Genomic DNA, 20,680 nt, shown 5'->3' with positions numbered 1-20,680 from the left:
AGATCCCGATGTCCACGAGGCAACTTCACTTCACCCCCGCTACCGGTACGACGACCGAGCTCATCCCCGGATACCAGGGCCGGTTCGTCCACGGCGACCACCTGACCGTGGCGCTCTGGGACGTCAAGGCCGGCAGCGAGGTGCCCAGTCACAGCCACCCGCACGAGCAGATCGTCAACTGCCTGGAAGGCACCTTCGAGATGCGGGTGGGCGGTGAGGTCTTCCTGATGGGGCCAGGCGACAGTGTCGTGGTGCCGGGCGGGGTGGAGCACTCGGCCGTGGCCAGAACCGACGCGCGCTGCCTCGACGTGTTCCACCCCGTACGCGACGACTACCGGATCTGAGCGACGGTGACGCTGATGCAATCCCAGGTTCACGTCCACACCCTCGGACCGTCCGGCACGAACTGTGAGGCCGCGGCTCACCACTGGCTCGACCAGCAGAGGATCGACGACCACCAGGTCACCCTGTACGGCACCCTGGAGGAGGCCGTACAGGTGGTCACCACGGCGCCCGGCGCGCACGTGCTGCTCGGCTGCGTGGTGTACCCGGACCTGCACCACATCGTCTTCCGCAACCTCGGCTCGCTGGCCCTGGTCGAGTGCTTCGTGATGCCGACCCACCACATGGTGGTGGCCGGGGACATGTCCAAGCCGGTGCCGACGGTCGCCTCGCACCCCGCGCCGGTCAACCTGCTCGACGCGTGGACGCCGGAGATCACATTCGTCGACAGCAACGTACGGGCCGCGATGGCCGTTGCCGGCGGCGACGCCGACGCATGTGTCACCACCTCGATCGCCGCGGCCAAGGCGGGACTGCCCGTGGTGGAGGACTTCGGCCCGGTGCCGATGGGTTTCAGCATCCACGCCAATCACACCTACCGGCAGCAGCATGCCTGAGCCGGCGGTCTGGTTCGACGGCCGGGTCCGTACCGGGGTCACCGCCGAACCCACTCTGAGCACCTTCGGCCTGCACTACGGGTACTCCGTCTTCGAGGGACTGCGATCCTTCGACATCGGGGGCTCCGCCGCCATCTTCGCCCTGCAGCCGCACATCGACCGGCTGCTCGCGTCCGCGGCCACCCTGGACATCCCGATCCGCTACGACAACGACACCCTCGTGGCCGCGCACTACGACGTGCTCGCGGCGAACGGGCTGACCGAGGCGTACATCCGCCCGATCGCCTTCTTCGGCGACGGTCTCGCCGGGCTCGGCACCCAGCACCACGAGGCGCATCTCGCGATCCTGGCCTGGCCGTGGGCCAACCCGGCACCGGGCGGAGGCGGTGTCCGGTTGGCGATCGCGCGGCGCCGGCGCCCGTCCCCGGACAGCTACCCCCCGCACGCCAAGGCCGCCGGCAGCTACCTGATCGCCAAACTGGCCCACAACGAGGCGGTGGCGCGCGGCTTCGCCGACGCGATCATGCTGGACGACCGGGGCCACGTCGCCGAGGCCACCAGCATGAACGTCTTCCTGGTACGCGACGGCGCCCTGTTCACCCCGACCACCCGGGCCTGCCTCCCCGGCATCACCCGTCGGACCGTCATCGACCTGGCCCGTGCCCTGGACCTTCCGGTACGGGAGACCGACCTCACCGTGACCGACGTGCTCGGCGCCGACGAGGTGTTCCTGACCAGCACCGCGGCCGGGGTACGGCCGGTGCTCGCCGTCGAGGACCACGTGTACGGCGACGGCCGCCCCGGCGCGCTCACCACCCGCCTGCTCAGGCAGTACGACGAGCACGTGGACGCCCACTCCATCCCGTCGGCCGCGTACACCGGTCCCGCACCACGCGGAACATCCGGCCCGGCCGCCGTCCTGACTCCGGGAGGCCGCCCATGACAGAGCCCCGCGAGATCGTCGCCAAGACGATCGGAGACGTGGAGCTGAGCACCTGCGCGCTGGTCGACGTCCTGGACGGGATGGGCGTCACCTCCGCGGTCCTGCCCAGCACGCTGCGACACCACAGCGGCCGGCACACCCTGACCTACGGGACGGCGTACACGGTGTCCTGGGTGGAGGTCCGCAAGCAGGTCTCCATCCACCAGCCGTCGCCGAGCACCTGGCAGCAGGTACGCGACTTCCTGGTCCCGGAGATCACCGACGGCGTCGGGCGGGTCTACGTCGGCGGAGCCGGTGAGCTGCTCACCCATGCCGCACTGGCGGGCGGGATGTCGGTCACGTACCTGCTGGAGCAGATCGGCTTCGAGGCGATCGTGCTGGGTGGCGCGGTACGCGACCGTGCCGTGGTGGAGCAGGCCAGCCGTCCGGTGGTTGCCAGCAACTTCATCCCGACCGACACCCAGGGCGCCTACCGGGTCGCCACCACGGGCACCGAATGCCGGATCGGTGACGTACGGATCGTCACCGGCGACTGGGTGTTCATCGACGGCAACGGCACCGTCGTCATCAAGGACGAGATAGTGCTGGAGGTGCTGACCAAGGCGGTCGCCATGGAGAACGCCGAGGCCCGGATCCTGGCACAGGTACGAGCCGGGCGCCCGCTGCACGAGATCGTGGACGAGGGCGGGCAGATCTGAATGGACAGCACCGTCGCACCGCTGTCACCGGCGCAGGAGCGGCTCTGGACCTCGACCGAGATCCGCTCCGGTGACCCGTTCTTCCACATTCCCTTCGTCATCGACTTCGACGGCCCGCTCGACGAGGCGCTGCTGCACGCCTGCCTCAACCAGCTGACCCGTCGGCACGTCGCCCTGCGGGCCCGCGTCGCCTGGCAGGACGGCCGGCTGTGCCTGGTCAGCCCGCCCGCCGACGAGTTCGTCCTGGACTGGTTCCGGGGCGCGGTGCTCGACCTGCCGGACGAGGTGGCCGCCGACCGGGAGATCGAGGCCGTCGGGCAGGCGCCGTTCGACCTGGCGACCGGCCCGCCCCTGCGGGCGCAGCTGATCCGGGTCGGCGAGCGGCGGCACCGACTCGCCGTCACCGTGCACCACCTGGTCTTCGACGGCTGGTCGATGGACCTGTTCGTCGCCGAGCTGGCCGCGCTGTACCGGGCCGGCGGCGACCCGGAGCAGGCGTTCACCGGGCCGCCGCCGGACTACGCCGAGTTCCTGGCCAGGCGCGACAGCGGCCGGTCACCCGACGCGGACGTGGAGTTCTGGTCCGCCCGGCTGGCCGGCGCCCCGGCCGCGTTCCCGCTGCCCAGCGGCCGGGTCCGCCCGGTGACTACCGACCACGCCGCCGGCCGGTACACCAGGATGGTGCCGGCCGACGCCGTCGAGCCGCTGCGGCAGCTCGCCAAGTCCCGCCGGGCGACGATGTTCATCCTGCTCAAGGCCGCCAGCGACGTCGTGCTCGGCCACTACGGCACGGACGACGTACTGACCGGGGTGGCCCTTGCCGGCCGCGATCAGACCGAGAGCCACGGCCTGATCGGATATCTGGCCCGGCCGGTCGTGCTGCGCGGTGACCTGCGCGGAGACCCGTCGTTCCTGTCCCTGCTGGGTGCGGTACGCGGCGACCTGCTCGACGTCCACGAGCGCCCCGAGCTGCCGTTCGACGCGGTGGTACGAGCCCTCGGTGTGCCCCGTGATGCCAGTTACAACCAGCTCTACCAGGTCATGTTCGCCTACTCGGCGCAACGGGCCGCGCACCGGGCCGGCGACGTGCGGTTCACCGTCACCGAGTTGGTGCCGGCGACCATGAAGGTCGACCTGGGGGTGTTCTGGACCGACACTCCCGGCGGCCTCCGGCTGGACCTCGACTACCGGTGTGACCTGTTCGACGAGGCCGACCTGGTCCGGGTCGCCGACCGGATGGAGACCGTGCTCGCCCGGATCGCCGCCGACCCGGCCGCGACCGTGTCCCAGCTACGGCAGCCCGGCGAGAACGAGCTGCGCGCGGCGGTCGACGAGCCGAACCGTAGGGCCCCACTGCCGGACTCCGACCCGGTAGCGCTGCACGACCTGGTCGAGCGCGTCTTCGCCCAGGCGCGCACCGACCCCGACGCGATCGCCGTGGCCGCGGCCGGAACCGGGCCGGCACTGACCTATCGGGACCTGGCCGGTGCCGTCGACGCGACCGTCGCCCGACTGGCGGCGGCCGGGGTCCGGCCCGGTGACCCGGTCGGCCTCTGCGGTGGGCCGTCCGGCGCCCTGGTGACGGCCGTGCTCGCGGTGATCCGGATGGGTGTGCGCGGGGTGCTGCTCGACCCTGGCTGGCACGCCTTCACGCTGCGCAACGCCCAGTCCGAGGCGGGATTCCGCGTGGTGCTGGCCGATCCGCAGGTGTCGCGGCTGTTCGACCGGTCGGGGGTCGACACGCTGGAACTGGACGCCGCCGCTCCCACCACCATTGACCACGGGACCGTACCGGATGCGGTCGCGTGTCCCGGTGCCACATTCGTCGCGTACGACCAGGACGCCGAACAGCAGGCCGTCGTCCTCTCCGGTGACCTCGTCTCGGTGGTGGTACGGACCCTCCGGCAGGAGATCGGACCGCTGCCGGCGGTGGTCCTTCCGCTGCTCAGCTCGACCGCGTCGATCCGGGCCGTGATCGAGGTGCTGCTGGGCACGACGGCCGGCGGCACGCTCGTACCGCAACCGCCAGCCGGGGCCGGCGGCACGCTGGTCCTCGCCCCGGCCGACGGCATCCACCGGCTGACCGGATCGCTGCCGGCCGGCGCCGTCCTGATCGCCGACCACACCGACCCGCTGCCGGCCGGGGCGCTGCGGCGGCTGCTCGACGAGCGCGGGCTTCGGGCGGTGCACCGGGTGTTCGGCCCGCTCGCCGCGGGTGGGCTGGCGCTGCTCGACGGCCGGCCCCGGCCCGGGGTCCGCGCCTACGTGCTCGGCCCGGACGGCGTGCCGGTGCCGCCCGGCGCCCCCGGCGAGCTGTTCGTCGGCGGTGACGTGATCGCCGACGGGTACCTGGACGAGCAGGCCACCACGGACACGTTCCAGCCGGACCCGCTGGCCGGTCTGCCGGGTGCGCGCCGGTTCGCCACCGGACGGCTCGCCCGCCTCACCGTGGACGGCCGCTTCGAGATCCTCGGCGACGCCCGCGAGCCGCTGCTGCGCCAGCGGGTCCGGGTGGACCCGGCACCGGTCGAGGAGGCGCTGCTGGAGCATCCCGGGGTGGCCGCGGCCAGAGTGCTGCCCTGGCGCCCGGAACAGGGCGAGCCGCAGCTTCTCGCGCTGGTCGCCGGCACCGCCGAAGCCGGCGCGCTCGGCAGCCACCTGGCCGCCCGGCTGCCCGGCTACCTGCTGCCGGACCGGATCCTGACCGGGCCCACGCTGCCCGACGGCGACGACGAGATCGAGCGGGCCCTGATGGCCGTGGAGACCACCGTGGAGACGGCGGAACCCCTGGCCGCCGGCGGGCCGGCCGTCGCGGCGGCCTGGGAGAAGGTGCTCGGTCGCTCGGTGCCGGTGAACGTCAACTTCTTCGAGGCCGGCGGCAACTCCCTGTTGCTGATCCGGTTACGCGACGAACTGCGGACCGCCCTGGGCGTCGAGGTCTCGCTGACCGACCTGTTCAGCCACCCGACGATCCGCGCGATGACGCAGGCGCTCGGCCAGCCGGCGGCAGCGCCGCCGCCGGCGGCCAATCGTGGCGAGGCCCGGCGGTACGCCCACGCGCGCCGTGGCCGCTGACCCCTGGTCGGGACGGACCGCCGCATGATCACGAAACTTGGAGACCCCATGCTGAAACGGACGCTGTACCACTGGTTCGAGGAGTCGACCCGCCGTCTCCCCGAGGCCACCGCGCTCGAGGTGGGCGGGATCAGGCTCAGCTACGCCCGGTTGGAGCGGCGGGCGCTGGCCGTCGCGGCCGCCATCATGGCCGGTCGGGACCGTCCGCCGGCGCGGGTCGCGCTGGTCGCGCCGCGCACCGCGCCGTCCGCGTACGCGGGCATCCTCGCCGTCCAACGGCTCGGTGCCACGGTGGTGCCGTTGAACCCGGATCACCCCGCTTCCCGCAACATCGACATCGCGCAGCGGGCGGGCGCCGAGGTCGTTCTGGTGGACCGTGGCGTCCGCGACCCGTTCCAGGACCTGCCGCGGCGGTTCCGGCCGCCGACGCTTGTGGTCGGCGACTCGGACCCGCAGGCGGATGCCGCGGTGGACGGGTTGCCGCCGGTGGGCGAGGACGTGGAAGCGGAGGCGTACCTGCTGTTCACGTCCGGCACCGCCGGAATGCCGAAGGGGGTGCCGTACAAGCACCGGCACATCTCGTCGTACATCGCGCACAGCTCGGCCCGGTTCGAGGTCGGGCCGGACTGTCGGTTGTCGCAGACGTTCGGGCTGACCTTCGACGCGTCGGTCGGCGCGACGTTCATGGCGTGGGCGGGGGGCGCCACCCTCGTCGTGCCCACCCGGGAGGAACTGTTACAGCCGGTCGACTTCATCGTGCGCAACCGGTTGACGCACTGGTTCTCCGTGCCGTCGGCGGTCCGGGTGGCGCAGCACCTCGGCAACCTGCCGCTGGGCGTCGCGACGACGTTGCGGCACAGCCTTTTCGGCGCCGAGCCGGTGACGCTCAAGCACGCCCGGCTGTGGCGTTCGGTGGCGCCCAACACCGACATCTACAACCTGTACGGCCCCACCGAAGCCGTCGTGAACTGCACCGAGTTCCGGCTGACCGGTGATCCGGCGCACTGGACGGCGGCCAACAACGACACCCTGCCGATCGGTGTCCTGTACCCGGGCATGGAGTCCCTGGTCATCGACCCGGACGGCAACCCGGTCGACGACGGCGAACTGTGCCTGCGGGGGTGGCAGAGGTTCGACGGCTATCTCGACCCGCGGGAGAACGACGGCCGGTTCGTGTCGTACGACGGCGCCGGCCCCGCCGTAGCGCTCCCGACCGGACGGGCGCCGTCCTCCGAGCACTGGTACCGCACCGGCGACCGGGTCACCCGCGAGGGCGTGAACCTGGTCCACCGGGGCCGCCTCGATCACCAGGTCAAGGTGATGGGACACCGGATCGAACTCGGTGAGGTGGAGGCCGCGATTCACCGCCACCCGGGCGTCACCGACGCCGCGGTGATCGCGATCCGCGTCGACGACGACACCCGCCTGGTCGGCGTGCACACCGGCACCGGTGTGCCGGCCGCCGAACTCGACCGGTGGCTGCGCCGGGAACTGCCCATCCACATGGTGCCGACCCGACTGGAGCACCTGCCGGCGATGCCGCTGAACGACAACGGCAAGATCGACCGGCGGGCGCTGACCGCCCGTTTCGGCGGGCAGGCGACGCCGGACGCGGCGGCGCTGGGAGCGCAGCGGTGACGGCCCCGGAGCTGGTGATCTTCGACCTGGACGGGGTCCTCGTCGACACCCAGTTCGCCGAGACCGGAGCGCTCAACTACCTGGCCGGGTTGATGGGCGTGACGCTGTCGGCCGACGAGGCCGCCGCGTTGTTCGCCGGCAAACGGATGGCCGACTGCATCGACGCGATCTCCGGGCTGGCCGGCGCCCCGCCGCCGCTGGGCGCTGTGGAGCTGGTCCGGGCCCGCTGCGAGCAACTGATCGGCGACCATCTCGAGCCGATCGACGGCGTGAACCAGGTAATCTCCACAGTGGACCGGCTGATGTGCGTGGCCTCCAACAGTCCGGGCGATCTGATCCGTAAGCGGGTCGAGGCGGCCGGCATCGCCTCGGCGTTCGGTGGGCGGATCTTCTCGGCGTACGACATCGACAGCTGGAAACCCGCCCCGGACCTGTTCCTCTGGGCGGCCCGGGAGTGCGGCGTACCGCCTGCCTCCTGCGTGGTGATCGAGGACAGCCCGGTCGGGGTGGCCGCCGCGATCGCAGCCGGTATGCCGGTGCTGCGCTACGCCCCGGACGGCACCCCGGCGCACCATGCCGCGATCGTCGCCCACCTGCCGTCCGGCACAGCCGTGGCCGGTCTGACCTCCTTCGCGAAGATGGCCGACCTGCCGGCGCTGATCTCGCACCACCCCAACCCTCTGGCACGAACCCGGTTTGGAGACGTACGCGATGGTTGATTCCCGCAAAGCAATGGTGATCGGTGCCGGAGACCTCGGCAGCCGCGTCCTGCAGGGCCTGGCCTCCGGAGGTTCCGGGCGCGAGCTGCGGCTGGTCGGACGCAACGCCGAGGCGACGCTGCGGGCGGCGAACCTGGCCGCCCTGAGCTCCCTGCAGACCGGACACCGCAACGTGGTGTCGGAGGCGGTGAGCGACCTGTTCGACGTCGACCGGACCGCCGAGACGATCAGCGAGTTCCAGCCGGACGTCATCTTCCTCACGGCCAGCCTCCAGTCGTGGTGGGTCATCTCGACCCTGCCGCAGCCCGCCTTCCAGCGGCTCTACCGGGCAAACTTCGGTCCCTGGCTACCGATGCACCTGATCCCGGTGATGTACGCGATGCGTGCCGTCCGGGCCGCCGGCAGCGACGCCGTGGTGGTCAACGCGGCGTTTCCCGACGCGGTCCACCCCGCTCTGGCCGCCGCCGGTCTGTCGCCGCACGTCGGCATCGGCAACGTCGCGAACAACGTGCCGGGCATCCAGAGTTCCGCCGCGGACCTGCTGGGAGTCGACGTCCACCGAATCGACGTGCGGTTCATCGCCCACCACTACGTCTCGCACCGGCTGTCCCGCACCGGCGACAGCGGCGCCGCCGACATGATCCTGCGGTTGCTGCTCGACGGCGCGGACGTCACCGACCGGCTGGACCTGGCCGAGCTGCTGGGCGCGCTGCCCGGCCGCTACCGGCGGACCGGCGGCCGGGACGGGCAGGTGATGACCGCGGCGTCCGCGCTCAGCGTGCTCGCGCCGCTGCTGGACAACCTGGAGGCGGTAGTGCACGCGCCGGGGCCACTGGGCCGGATTGGCGGCTATCCGGTGTCGCTGTCGCCGTCCGGCATCAAGGTGGTGCTGCCCGACGGCGTCACCGAGGCGCAGGCCGACGCGGCGAACCGCAGCGGGCAGCGCTGCGACGGCATCACCGAGATCACCGCGGACGGCACGGTCCGGTTCGAGCCGGAGCCGGCCGGCGTGCTCGCCGAGGAACTCGGCTACCACTGCACCCAGATGCGGCTGGACGAGGCGGAGGACTGTGCCCGGGAGATCGGGGAACGGTTCGCCGCCTACCGCGAGCGGGTGCTGACCGACCCGGGTTACCAGACCCGACCACGACTGGCGGTGACCGTTTGACCACGTTGCTGGTGCTCGGCGGGACGCAGTTCCTCGGCCGCGCGGTGGCCGAGGAGGCGGTCCGCCAGGGCGTACGTGTCGTGGTCGTGCACCGTGGCGAGCACGAGCCGCCGGTCGGTGTGACGGCGATCCGCGGCGACCGCACCGATCCGGGTTCCTGGACCGAGGTCGAGAACCTCCTGGCCCGTGAGCGCTGGGACCTGGTGGTGGACACCTGGTCCGGTGAGCCGTCCGCGGTACGCCGCTCCGCCGCGGGTCTACGCGACCGGGCCGACCGGTACGCCTACGTGTCCAGCCGGTCGGTGTACGCCTGGCCGCCCCCGGACGGCGCGGAGGAGGACGCGCCGGTGGTCGACCTGCCGGACGGCGACGATCCGGACGACCTCGGCTACGCGGAGAGCAAACTGCTCGCCGAACGCGCCGTGGAGGAGCACTTCGGTGCACGCGCTCTGATCCTGCGTGCCGGCCTGCTGGTCGGGCCACGGGAGAACACCGGTCGGCTGCCCCGTTGGCTGGCCCGGCTGGCCGCCGGCGGTCCGGTCCCGGTGCCCGGCCCGCCCGACCTGGACTGGCAGTACGTCGACGCCCGGGACCTCGCGGCATGGACGCTACGGGCCGCGGCGGACGGGCTCGGCGGGGTGTTCGACGCCGTCGGTCCACCCGGTGGGACGACGACGGCCGAACTGCTCGGGCTGGGCGCGGAGATCACCGGGGGCGGGAGCACGTTGCACTGGCGAGCGCCGGCGGCCTTCGTCGACGCCGAGGTGCAGCCGTGGACCGACCTGCCCGGCTGGTTCCCGCCTGGTCCGGAACACGCCGCGGTGCATCGCGGCGCGGCGGCCAAGGCGGCACGGTACGGGCTGGTGCAACGCCCGCTGCGGGACACCGTTGCCGACACCTGGGCCTGGATGTGCACCGCCGAGGGCCGCGCGGCCGTCGGGGACCTGGATCCGCTGTGGTCCGCGGAGGTGGAGCGGCGACTGCTCGACGCGGGCGGGGCAATCCCTGCCCAGCCCTCCGTCAGGAGTCCGGCCACCAACAACTGATCCGGCGACCGTAGCGGTCCGCTTTCCGCGCGAGCGGATCGCTACGGTGACAGGAAGGTGACCTGTTGTCCCCCCGAGCTTTCCCCGGATCCCCTCCGCCCGCACGCGCCGCCGCGACTCCGCAGACCGGCGTGCCGGCGCCGCTGCGCGAGGTCATGGCCCGCTTCGCCACCGGTGTCATCGTGCTGACCGTGGGGGGTTCCCGGGTGCACGGCATGACGGCGAACGCGTTCAGCGCCGTGTCGCTCGACCCGCCGCGGGTTCTCTGCTGCGTCGCGCACACGGCTGTGATGCACCGGGCGCTCACCACGGAGGGCCGGTTCGGCGTCTCCATCCTGTCCGGCGGGCAGGAGGAAACCGCCCGCTACTTCGCGGACAAGAGCCGGCCGCTGGGGCCCGCGCAGTTCGACGCCGTCGACTGCCGTCCCGGCCCGGCCACCCGCGCCCCGCTGCTCGACGGCGCGCTTGCCTGGTTGGAATGCGACGTGGTCGACGCGTACGTCAGCGGCGACCACTCCATCTTCGTCGGCGAGGTGGTGTCCTCCGTACGGGGAGACGCCGACGTCGCGCTGCTCTTCTTCGACGGCGCCTTCCAGCTCGCGAACAGCACCCGGCAGCCCCCGTCCCGGTGACGTCTCAACGCGGTGCACGCAGCGCCGCGTCCCGCAGCGCGGGAGCCCGTTCGTGTTGTTAACCGGCATTCTGACAGCTCGCCCTGGTCGCATGACATTGACGCTCTTGACACGCTTCAGATAGCACCGTTAACATCAGCGCAACATTGTTAGCGCTAACAGTCGCTGGTCGCGGATCTGGCTTGGACGAGACCGAGCCGATGGACGTGTGCGCTGGAAGCTCAACTGGTCGGGCGGGCAGGCTTCTTCCGCTCAAGTACACCTTCGCCGGATGCCTCACATCCACAATCAGCCACGCTCGGCCGGTTATCCGGAAGTCGGACGCTTCTGCCCGTTGTTAGCGCTAATACGCCTAGACGGAAGGTAGGACCTGATGGTTGTGGAGTGGGCTGCCGGCAAGCGACGTCGAGGTTTAGCGGCGATTGGCCTTGCTCTCGCGGTAGGAGTGGGGGTGGGGCAACTGACACCGATCGTGCCGGCCGCCGCGGAGAAGCCCGTGCCGCCGCAGGCACCCGGCGTCGGCCCCCAAACCCCGTCCGCCAAGGTGCCACTGGCCGGTGTGGACATGGCCCAGACCTATGTGAACCCGATCAATCTGCCCGGGATGGCCGTGCGCAACATCGTAGGGACGATGCCGCCCACGGACGAGAATGTCGCGAACACTTCGCAGATCCCGGCCAGCTTGAACCTGGAGACGTGGACGGCGGCGTCCGGGCGGACGCTCGCGGGCCGGTCCACCGTCGGTTTCAGCAGGATTTCGGAGAACTCCGCACGGACCGGGGCGGACTGGTCCGCGCTGAACGTCGACGGGACCATCTATCTCTACGCATCAGGTGCCATGCAGAACGCACCGAACAACAATCGCACTGTCTGGTCCACCACCGACTACCTCACGTGGACGCCCCACCAGATGAACCTGGGCCTGGTCGCGCCAACCGTCGTGCAACTCGGCGACAAGTTCTACATGGCCGGCAACAACACGCCGGTCTATCAAGCGGACTCTCCCACCGGGCCGTGGACCAGCATGGGGAGTTTCCTGCGCCCGACCGGCCAGACCCTGAGCGTTGGCGACGTGCAGTTCTTCCTGGACACGGATGGTCGGCTGTACCTGACGTACAACATCGGCTCGCCGATCATGGGCGCCGAACTCGACCCGAACAATCCTCGGCAGCTCATCAGCGACCCGGTCGTGCTCTGGACTTTCGACCCGCGCCAGGAATGGCAGCACATCGGTGACAACAAGGCGACCTACACCCACGGGTACGTGGAGGGTTCGCAGCTGTTCAAGGTGGGGGACACCTACTACCTCTCGGTCGCGTCCGGTGGCACGGAGTTCACCACGTACGCGACCGGCGTGATGACGTCGGACAAACCACTGTCCGGCTTCAAGGTCACTCAGCAGAACCCGATCGGATACGGAAACAACCACCCGAGCGCGGTGTATCCGAACGCCGGGCACGGCAGTTTCGTGCTCGACAAGTCCGGCAACCTGGTGTTCTTCTACACCTACGTCATCGCGTACGAGGAGTTCTTCGAGCGGCGACTGGGGATGGACATCTGCAACGTGGTTCCCGCCGGCCCGAAACGGGGAGCAATCGATTGCGAGTTGTCAAACACACCGCAACTGGCCCCCGGGAAGAAGGTCTCGGGCAGGGACGACGTCGGACTCTACAATGTGGCCACCAACAGCCAGGCGTACTGGGCGAGCAGCTATGCCCCCGGGCGCAACCCGTACTACGGAGGTGACCGCTCCCTCTCCACCTGGTGGGAGCCGGCTGACAGCGATACCGCGCCCACGTACATCAGGGGTTTCGGGACCGTGTTCCACATCTCCGCCGCGCAGATCCAGTGGAAGGAGCTGGGGCGCACGTTCACCAAGGACAACGCGGTGCAGTACACGCTGGAGTACAAGGACATCCCCACCAACACGTGGCGGCCCCTGGTCGACAGGAGCACGAACACCACCGCGTACACGGCTGAGTACGTCACCTTCGACCGGGTGCTGACGAACGCCGTCAGGCTGAAGGTCCTGGGTACGACCGAGACCGTCAAGGTCGGAATCCACGAACTCAACGTGTTCGGGGAGAACTACAACCTGGCGGTCGAGAAGGGCATGATCACTCGATAGTCCGGTTGCTGGGCGGGCAGTAGGGGAGCGGGCGAGATCACGTGATCTCGCCCGCTCCCTGTGGCGCCTTTTCGCCCGCCGTCCCTGGGCTGGCTACCGCACCCTCAACGTCTGGTAGGTGGCGGCGTGGGGCCGGTAGGTCGGGTTGCCGGAGTAGGCGACGTGGACCCGGTAGCTCCCGGGCCGCAACTCGGCGGTCGGCAGGTCGACGACGGCCCTACCGTCCGCCAGTGGTACGACCCGCGCAGTGCCGCCGAAGGTGACGGTGACCTCACCGGTCGGGGTCGGAGCGTGATGCTTCGGCCCGGCCGCCGGCCCCACCGTCACGTTCAGCTTGAACGTGCCCCCGCGGACCACCGACGCCGGCGCGGCCTTCGCGTGGACCTTGACGGCGGCCGGGCCGGACGGCACCTCGAACGAGGCCGTACCCTCCGACGCCTTCAGGTAGTCGAAGCCGAGGTACTCGGCCTTGACCGCCCGGGCGCCCGCCGGCAGACCCGTCGGCAGCGTGACCGTGGCCACGCCGTCGGTCAGCTGGGCGAGCGTCGACCACGAGCCGATGCTGAACCGCACCTGACCGCCGGTCTCGAATCCGTCAGCCGCCCTGACCCGGGCGGTGGCCGTGGTCCTCTGGGCGCCGCTCGCGTACGGCTCGACAGCCACCTCGGTGGTGGTCGTGACGTCGCTGTTCGGGTTCCCGCGGATGTCGTTCCACTCGCGGACGGTCAACGGGATCACGGTGCCGTGACGCGGACGGACGACCCCCGCGTTGGTCATCGTGATCGCCTTGGCGTTCCAGGTCGGAGCCTCGACGTTCTCGTGGCACGCGGCCTGGTACCCGCCACCGTTCGTGTACCGGTCACCCCAGAGGTAGAACTGGCCGGGGCAGGAGGTGTCACCGGGGTTGGCCTTGAAGATGACCGGTCCCTCGTACCCCTGGTTGGCGACCCACGTCGTGCGCCCCAGAGCCGGCGCGACCAACGTCCAGTTGTCGATGTCGCTGTCAAGGAAGTCGGTGTGCTTCTCCGAGAAGATGTCCGAGCCCTGGTTGCCGGCCTCGTTTTTGGTCACCCGGTAGTAATGGTCACCGACCCGGATCGCGGTCGTGTCGATCCGCGACAGCGGGGCCGGATCCTGCCAGACCTGCGGAGCGGAGAACGTCCGGAAGTCTCGCGTCGTGGCGTACCACATCTGCGCGTTCCCCTGACCGGTGCGGTTCACCGGGTTGCTCCACAACGACTGGGCCCAGAACACGACGTACGCGCCGATCTCCTCGACCCACAACGACTCCGGTGCGAAGGCGTTGCCCGCGTTGTCGGGCGCGACCTTCACGTGCCGCTGAGGGGTCCAGTGCACCAGATCGTGCGACTCGAACACCTCGATGTACTGGGTGTCGTTGATGGCGTATCCACCCTGGTCGTACCAGTTCAGGTCGGTGGCGATCATGTAGAACGTGTCGCCGTCGGGTGAGCGGACGATGTGCGGGTCACGAAGCCCCTGGTCGCCCAACTGGGAGATGAGTGACGGCCGACCCCCGGTCAGACCGGTCCAGTCCAGAGCGGTGTTCCCGTTGGATGTCGCGAACATGATCTGCTCGCCGTCGGCAATTCCCTCGCCCTTGAAGTACCCCATGAAGTACCGCTCGTACTCCTCGGAACGCGGCATGGCGGCGATGGTCACCGGGAACGACTTCTGCTGCGAGGCCGTTCCCTTGGTGATGGTCGCCGTCAAAGTGGCGGCAACATCCGCATGGCCGAAGGCCGGGCGGGTGACCGCACCCGTCGGGGTGACGAGGCCGGTGGTCGACTTCCAGGTGATCGTGGAGCCGAACTCACCCTTGGCCGCGAGGTCGAGGTTTCCGCGTACCTCGTCGGTGGTGTTCAGGGCCAGGTCGAAGGTGTCACGATCGACCGCCCGCGCATCGTCGAACTCGGCCTTCACCACGACGGGGATCTCCCGGGTGGTGACCTCCTGGGCGCCCTTGCGGACAGTCGCCGTGAGCGTGGCTGTCGCGTCGGGCTGCCCCTGCGCGGGCCGGGTGATCCTGCCGGTCACCGCAACCTTTCGCGCGCTGGCGAGGGCCGGCGGGGTGTAGACCTCGACGACCGACGGGTCCGAACTCGTCCAGGTGATGGCCGAGCCCGCCACGGAGCCCACCTTGGGCAGGACGATGTCGCGTACGACCGCACTGGTCAGGCCGAGGTCGATGGCGGCGGCGTCGGCGCGGACGCCAGCGGAGACGGTCCTGCCCGCCAGGACGAGGGTCTCGTCCAGACTCACGGCCCGGTCGTACACCCGGAAGTCCCGGATCGATCCGCGGAACGAGTAGTGGCCGGACGTCTGCGAGCGACCGAGGAAGTTGCAGTTGGTCCCCGCGGCGTTCACCGACGGCGCCGTGGTCAGGTCCGTCGACGTCGCGTGCAGCACGCCGTCGAGGTAGAGCCTGCCGGTCCAGCTTGTTCCGTTCGAATTCAGTGACTGGGTGTAGGTGACATGCGTCCACGCTCCCTCCAGCATGCGGACCCGGTTCTGTTGCAGGTTCGCCGGCCCGACCGCGACGCGGAACCGCTGGGTGTTCGACGCGAAGATGGAACCCTCGGCGCCGGTGTCGACGTCGCACGAGCCGGACTTGCGGCCAAACCCCCACATCTGGTGCTCGCCGACGTTTGCCGGGTCGATCCACACGTCGTAGTCGACGGTGAGGTTGGACATTCCGGCGGTGATGTCCTTCGGCAGCGCCACGTACGCGCCGTCGAGGGCGCTCTCGTAGGAGTCGGGGTTGAACCTGACTCCCTCGCCGGTCAAGGTCGCCTTCTCGGGATTCACGAGCGTGGCGTTCGCCGCCGAGCCCGCGCTACCCGAGTTGACCAACGTGGTCCCACTGGTCTCGTCGAGGGCGAAGTGGTGCACCAGACCCTCGCTGAGCTGCTCCTCGGCAGCCTGCGAGGGCGTCGCCGCGAACGAGACCGAAAGAAGCGCACCCAGCGCCAGGACCGCGACACCTCTACCCTTCCGACTCCGCCCGAGACGTGGCCTTCGCTGTCGCAGTCTCAATTGATCCTCCTTGACCGGGTGGGGCTCCATCTAAAGTGGAGGGAAGTGTTAACGCTAACTACGGGTTGCGGCCAGGTCAACGCGGTGCGTTGCGGCCCGAGACCACAGGATCAGGCACAGTGCGGCCTGAGCCGGTCCGCGCCGCCCGCGTCTCACCGGCCGATGTGCACGTGCCCGGCCCACAACAGGGGGTTGTCCGGATAGTTGGCGCGGAGTCGGATCATCACCGCGTGCAGCGCGTACGCGGGGGACATGCCGGTGTGTAGTCCCTGGTAGAACCACTCGGCGATCTCGTACGCAATCCGATCGCCGATCAGCCACAGCGTGCCGACCACGTGCCGGAAGCCGGCGAGTTGGAACGCCGAGCAGATGTGCAGTGCCTCGTCGGCCAGGTGTTCGCCGGGCAAGGCCGTGGAGCAGGCGGACAGGAAGGCCAACTCTCGGCGGGTCGAGGCTCCTGCCAGCACCATGCGTACCGGCAGTGGCTGGTCCTGCAACAGCAGTGCGCTGCTCAACGGGTCGTCCGGGTCGGTGACCGCATGACAGGCGAAGTGTGCACTGCCGGCCGTGTCCAGCCTGTCTGTCACCGCGGCCCAGGTGGCGTCGTCGTTGAGTAGCGGCGGAGTGGTCACGTCCAAGGCGCGGCTGACGAGCTCCGCCTCGGCTGCGGCCCGGACCAGCGGCCGGCCACTGCCGTTGTCGGTCACCCCTACCACGAGTGCGGGCCCAACCGACCCGGTCGGGGCCGGCGCGGTGTGCGTGAGCACCCGAATCGTCGGAGTGTACGAGGAAACCATCGAGTCCAGCAGGCTCTGCTCCGCGTTCCCGGCGGCGTGCAATGGCAACAGCCCTAGCTGCCCGGTAACCAGCCAGTACAGCCGGGGGAGCGGGCCGGCGGCAGCTGCCGGCTCGGCGGTGAGTGCGTCCAACACCGGAGCGGCGATGGTCCGCCACAGCCAATCGAGGAGGCGGTGCAGCAGCGCGCTGGTGGTCCAGTCGGGAGCAGCGGTGGCGGTCAGGAACTCGTTGACCCGGGCGGTGACGTCGCCGTGACGCAGCGCGGGTAGTGGTATCACGGCGACTCCGTGTGGCCGTACCAGCAGCGCGGCGCTGCCGTACGGCGAGCTGTTCACCACCGCGATCGGCGCGTCGATGGCGGCCCTCAGCAGGTCGTCCGCATCCGGGGCGGTGAGGAAGCGTGCGTGCTCGGGGATCGCTCGGATGGTGCGAAGGAGTTCCTCGAACTGGGCCACCGCCGCCCGTCGGCCGGCCGTCGGATCCGTCATGAACCCCAGATCCGCGTCGGTCTCGCTGCTGGCGCCGGTGTCGGCGTTCAGTACGGCGCGCAGTCGGTCCAGCCGCTCGGCGAGGTCGGGTCGGTCCGCGCGCAGCATGCCGAGGTCACCTCGGATGTCCAGCGCCTGCCCGAGCAGCACCCCGCGGGCCTGTTCCAGCACAACCAGGGCGCGGACTTGGTCGCCCTGCCGCAGCGCCACCGCGGCCGCATCGCTGCCGAGCTCGCCGAGACGGGCGAGCTGGCGCAGGCGGCTGTCCCAGCCGGTGCGCCAATCGCTGATCAGCGGTAGCAGATCGAGTGCGGTGGCGTAGGCCCGGTCGGCGTCGGCCCACTGCTCGGCGTCGGCGTACAGACGGGCCTCGTTGATAGCAGCGGTGGCGCGGACAAGCGGGGCGGCACCGGTAGCGGCGGCGCAGGAGGCGAAGGCGGCCAACGCGCTGAGCCGGTCTGTCTCGGTGCCCCGGCCACGATGGCGTGTCTGCAGGGCGATGCCGAGATTGAACTGGAATCCGCCGAGGTCGTGGGCCGTCGCCGCGGGGTGAGCGACGGCCGTTGCGGCGATCTCCACCGCCAGGTCCAGCAGGGGGTCGTCGTCGCCTGCTCGGGCTGCCGCGGCGAGCAGCGGACTGACCAGGTTCGACAGATAACCACCTCGGTGCGGGTGGTCGTCCGGCGTCGCCGCGACCGCTGCCTGGCCGTCGGTGATCGCGGCGGCCAGGTCGGCCGGGTCGCCCCGCCGCTCGTAGCGCCGGAACCGGGACAGGGCCAGGTTGGACAGGTACATCGGTCGGTCCCGATGGTCATCCGGCGTGGCGGTTACGGCGGCGGCACCGGCCTCCACCGCCTGGTCGATGTCGTTGAGGTCGGCGCTGCTCTCGAACCGCCGCAGCAACGCGGCGCCGAGGTTCGCCAGCCGTCGTGGGCGTAGCGCGTCGCCGGTGGGGCTGGTGTCCACCGCCTGCCGGGCGGCGGCGATCGCCTCGTTGAGGTCGCTCAGGTCGCCGCTGCGCTCGTAGCGGGCCCGTAGGGCGTTGGCGAGGTTGCCGAGCAGCCGGGGGCGGAGCCGGTGTTCGGCCGGGGTGCCGGCGACGGCGTCCCGGCCGACCGTGATTGCCTCGTCGATCGCGCCGCGGTCGCCGTCCTGACCGTAGCGGCGTAGCAGGGCCAGGCCCAGGGTGGAGAGCCGGCGGGGCCGGGCCGGGTCGTCGTCGCCGGTGACCGCGACCGACTGTCGAGCGGTGCGCTCTGCGTGGTCGAGGTCGGTCCGATCGCCGGTCCGTTCGAATCGAGTACGGTGCGCCGCGCTGAGATTGGCCAGGTAGCGGCCACGTGCCGCAGCGTGTGGCCCGACCGTGTCGACCGCGGCCTGCCCGGCCCTGGTGGCGGCGTCAAGGTCGGCGAGGTCGCCGCTGCGTTCGTAGCGGGCCCGCCAGGCGGTGGCGAGGCTGGAGTGCAGGGCCGGAAGTTGCCGGTCGTGCGGCCGGGCGGCCAGCGCCTGCTGGCGTAGGTCGATCGCGGCGGTGAGGTCGGACAACTGCCCGTCGTGCTCGTACCGGGCCTGGTGGGTAGAGGCCATGTTGACCAGTGCCGCCACCCTTACCGGTCCGGTCGCCGGGGCGGCGGTCACGGCTTGTGTGCCGGCGAGCAGGGCGGCGTCGAGGTCGGCCCGGTCACCGGTGGTGTCGAATCGGGCCCGCAGGGCCCCGGCGAGGTTTGCGGCGAACTCGGCCCGGGTGACGTCACCGGCGGGAGTGGCGTCGATCGCGCCCGACGTCGCCTCGATCGCCGCGTCGATGTCCGCCGGGTCGCCGTAACGTTCGTAGCGGGCGAACAGCGCGGCACCCAGTGCGGCGGCCAGCCGCCCGTAGCCGGGCATGGTCTGCTGCATCCCGTCGATTGCGGCTCGGGCGAGCACCACGCACCGGTCGAGGTCGGCCCGGTCCTGGCTGTGATCGAATCGCAGCCGGTGCAGAGCCGCCGCGGCGGCCAGGGTGGGCCGCTGCCGAGGAGCCCGGTCGAGCACCCTCCGGGCAAGGTCGATGCCCTCGTCCACCGGCCCTGTCGTGGCGGTGTGCTCGGCCAGCAGGCGGAGCAGGCCGACCAGGGTGCCGGCGATGGCCGGCCACTGCGGATGACCGGCGGCGGTGGCGGTCACCCCTTCGCGGGCGAGCCGGACTGCGGTGTGCAGGTCGGCGCGCTCCCCATTGTTCTCGTAGCGCAGCCGGACCAGCATTGCCTGGTTGACCAGGAGCGCACCCCGATCCGGGTCGGTCGCCGGCAGAGCCGCGTAGCCCTTCTCCAACTCGGTGATCGCCTCATCGATCAGCGCTGCCCCGCCGCCGGTCTGGTAACGCAGTCGTAGCACGACCGCAAGGTTGGATCGGTAGCCGCCCAGTTCGGCGGCGTCGGGTGGGCATGTCTGCACCACCAGCCGCATGACTTTCTCGGCCCGCAGCAGGTCGTCCGGGTCACCGTGCCGCTCGTACCGGGTCAGCAGGCCGCGGCCGTACTCGGTGAGTGCGGAGAACGGGAGCACCTGGCGCACCCTACCCGGTCCTACCATGGATAGATGGCCTTCAGCGGCACGGTGCGGCACGGCGGCGGCACGATTGCGTACGGGTGTGCCGGTGCCGGAGCCCCGGTGGTGTTCATACACGGGTTCGGACTCGACCGACGGATGTGGACACCGCAGGTCGCCGACCTGGCTGCTACTCACCGCGTGGTGCGCTACGACTGCCGGGGCTTCGGCCGTTCGTCGTGCCCGGTCGGTCCGTACAACCACGCCGACGACCTGCGCGTCCTGCTCGACCGTCTGGGTGTGGTCCAACCACACCTGGTCGGATCATCCATGGGCGGACGCGTCGCACTGGCCTACGCGGCCCGATGGCCCACAGAGGTCGCCTCGCTCGTGCTGCTCGGTACCGACGTCGGCGGCTACCGGTTCCGGATCGGTTGGGACGTCCGGCTCGGCCCTGGCGGACTGGACGGAGCACGGGCCGACTGGCTACGCCACCCGATCTTCGCCACCGCCCGGACCGACCCGGTGGTCTGGGCCCTGATCCGTCAGATGGTTGCCGCCTACTCCGGATGGCACTGGCAGCACGAGGACGTGCGTGAGCCGACCGACGCCGACACGGTGAACCGGCTGGCCGACATCCGCACTCCGACCACGGTGGTGGTCGGCGAACGCGACCTGCCGGACTTCCACCGCATCGCCCGGCTGCTCGTCCGCCGCCTGCCGAGGGCTCGGGCGGTCACCGTGCCGAGGGCGGGGCACCTGGTCAACCTGGAAGCAGCCGATGCCTGCGCCGGGATCGTCCGACGGCATCTGGAGACGCTGAGCAGCACGGGATAGCACCACGATCAGACCGGGCCCCTCATAC

The 20,680-nt window shown here is 70.7% G+C and carries 14 protein-coding genes; 12 read left to right on the top strand and 2 right to left on the bottom strand.

The features are described from left to right. Positions 1-8 precede the first annotated feature (8 nt). From AB0J33_RS22510 to AB0J33_RS22460, 11 genes are all read left to right on the top strand, one after another. Entirely contained in the window at positions 9-344 is a 336-nt protein-coding gene (locus AB0J33_RS22510) for a cupin domain-containing protein (protein ID WP_363615977.1), read from the top strand. Between the two features lie 15 nt (positions 345-359). Further along, on the top strand, positions 360-899 hold the full coding sequence (locus AB0J33_RS22505; protein WP_363615976.1) for a hypothetical protein: 540 nt from the start codon (positions 360-362) through the stop codon (positions 897-899). Then, positions 892-1,842 carry an aminotransferase class IV gene (locus tag AB0J33_RS22500; RefSeq protein WP_363615975.1) on the top strand — a complete coding sequence of 317 codons (951 nt, stop codon included), beginning with the start codon at positions 892-894 and terminating at the stop codon, positions 1,840-1,842. Before AB0J33_RS22505 ends, AB0J33_RS22500 begins: the two co-directional genes overlap by 8 nt. Beyond that, on the top strand, positions 1,839-2,540 hold the full coding sequence (locus tag AB0J33_RS22495) for a hypothetical protein (protein ID WP_363615974.1): 702 nt from the start codon (positions 1,839-1,841) through the stop codon (positions 2,538-2,540). Before AB0J33_RS22500 ends, AB0J33_RS22495 begins: the two co-directional genes overlap by 4 nt. After that, positions 2,541-5,615, top strand: coding sequence for a condensation domain-containing protein (locus tag AB0J33_RS22490; protein ID WP_363615973.1), 3,075 nt, complete (start codon positions 2,541-2,543; stop codon positions 5,613-5,615). Between the two features lie 48 nt (positions 5,616-5,663). Next, positions 5,664-7,253, top strand: coding sequence for an AMP-binding protein (locus tag AB0J33_RS22485; protein WP_363615972.1), 1,590 nt, complete (start codon positions 5,664-5,666; stop codon positions 7,251-7,253). Further along, on the top strand, positions 7,250-7,972 hold the full coding sequence (locus AB0J33_RS22480; RefSeq protein WP_363615971.1) for an HAD-IA family hydrolase: 723 nt from the start codon (positions 7,250-7,252) through the stop codon (positions 7,970-7,972). Before AB0J33_RS22485 ends, AB0J33_RS22480 begins: the two co-directional genes overlap by 4 nt. Beyond that, the gene (locus AB0J33_RS22475) at positions 7,965-9,140 is read left to right on the top strand and encodes a hypothetical protein (protein ID WP_363615970.1); all 1,176 of its coding nucleotides are present in this window, start codon (positions 7,965-7,967) and stop codon (positions 9,138-9,140) included. Before AB0J33_RS22480 ends, AB0J33_RS22475 begins: the two co-directional genes overlap by 8 nt. Further along, complete coding sequence (locus AB0J33_RS22470) at positions 9,137-10,186, top strand: NAD-dependent epimerase/dehydratase family protein (protein ID WP_363615969.1); 1,050 nt, start codon at positions 9,137-9,139, stop codon at positions 10,184-10,186. Before AB0J33_RS22475 ends, AB0J33_RS22470 begins: the two co-directional genes overlap by 4 nt. Positions 10,187-10,251: 65 nt before the next feature. After that, positions 10,252-10,818, top strand: a complete 567-nt coding sequence (locus AB0J33_RS22465) for a flavin reductase family protein (RefSeq protein ID WP_363615968.1) — start codon at positions 10,252-10,254, stop codon at positions 10,816-10,818. A 451-nt stretch (positions 10,819-11,269) separates the two neighbouring features. Next, on the top strand, positions 11,270-12,946 hold the full coding sequence (locus tag AB0J33_RS22460; protein WP_363615967.1) for a family 43 glycosylhydrolase: 1,677 nt from the start codon (positions 11,270-11,272) through the stop codon (positions 12,944-12,946). Positions 12,947-13,039: 93 nt separating this feature from the next. Here AB0J33_RS22460 and AB0J33_RS22455 read toward each other — a convergent pair whose 3' ends face one another. After that, positions 13,040-16,000, bottom strand: a complete 2,961-nt coding sequence (locus tag AB0J33_RS22455; protein ID WP_363615966.1) for an immunoglobulin-like domain-containing protein — start codon at positions 15,998-16,000, stop codon at positions 13,040-13,042. A 152-nt stretch (positions 16,001-16,152) separates the two neighbouring features. After that, positions 16,153-19,833, bottom strand: a complete 3,681-nt coding sequence (locus AB0J33_RS22450; protein ID WP_363615965.1) for a CHAT domain-containing protein — start codon at positions 19,831-19,833, stop codon at positions 16,153-16,155. A 33-nt stretch (positions 19,834-19,866) separates the two neighbouring features. On the opposite strand from AB0J33_RS22450, the gene AB0J33_RS22445 reads away from it, so the two are divergent. Continuing rightward, on the top strand, positions 19,867-20,652 hold the full coding sequence (locus AB0J33_RS22445; protein ID WP_363615964.1) for an alpha/beta fold hydrolase: 786 nt from the start codon (positions 19,867-19,869) through the stop codon (positions 20,650-20,652). The last annotated feature ends 28 nt before the right edge of the window (positions 20,653-20,680 follow it).

Origin of the sequence: Micromonospora sp. NPDC049645 (assembly GCF_040675155.1) — a bacterium.
Classification (GTDB): domain Bacteria; phylum Actinomycetota; class Actinomycetes; order Mycobacteriales; family Micromonosporaceae; genus Micromonospora.
This window is presented reverse-complemented; position numbering and strand designations above follow the sequence as displayed.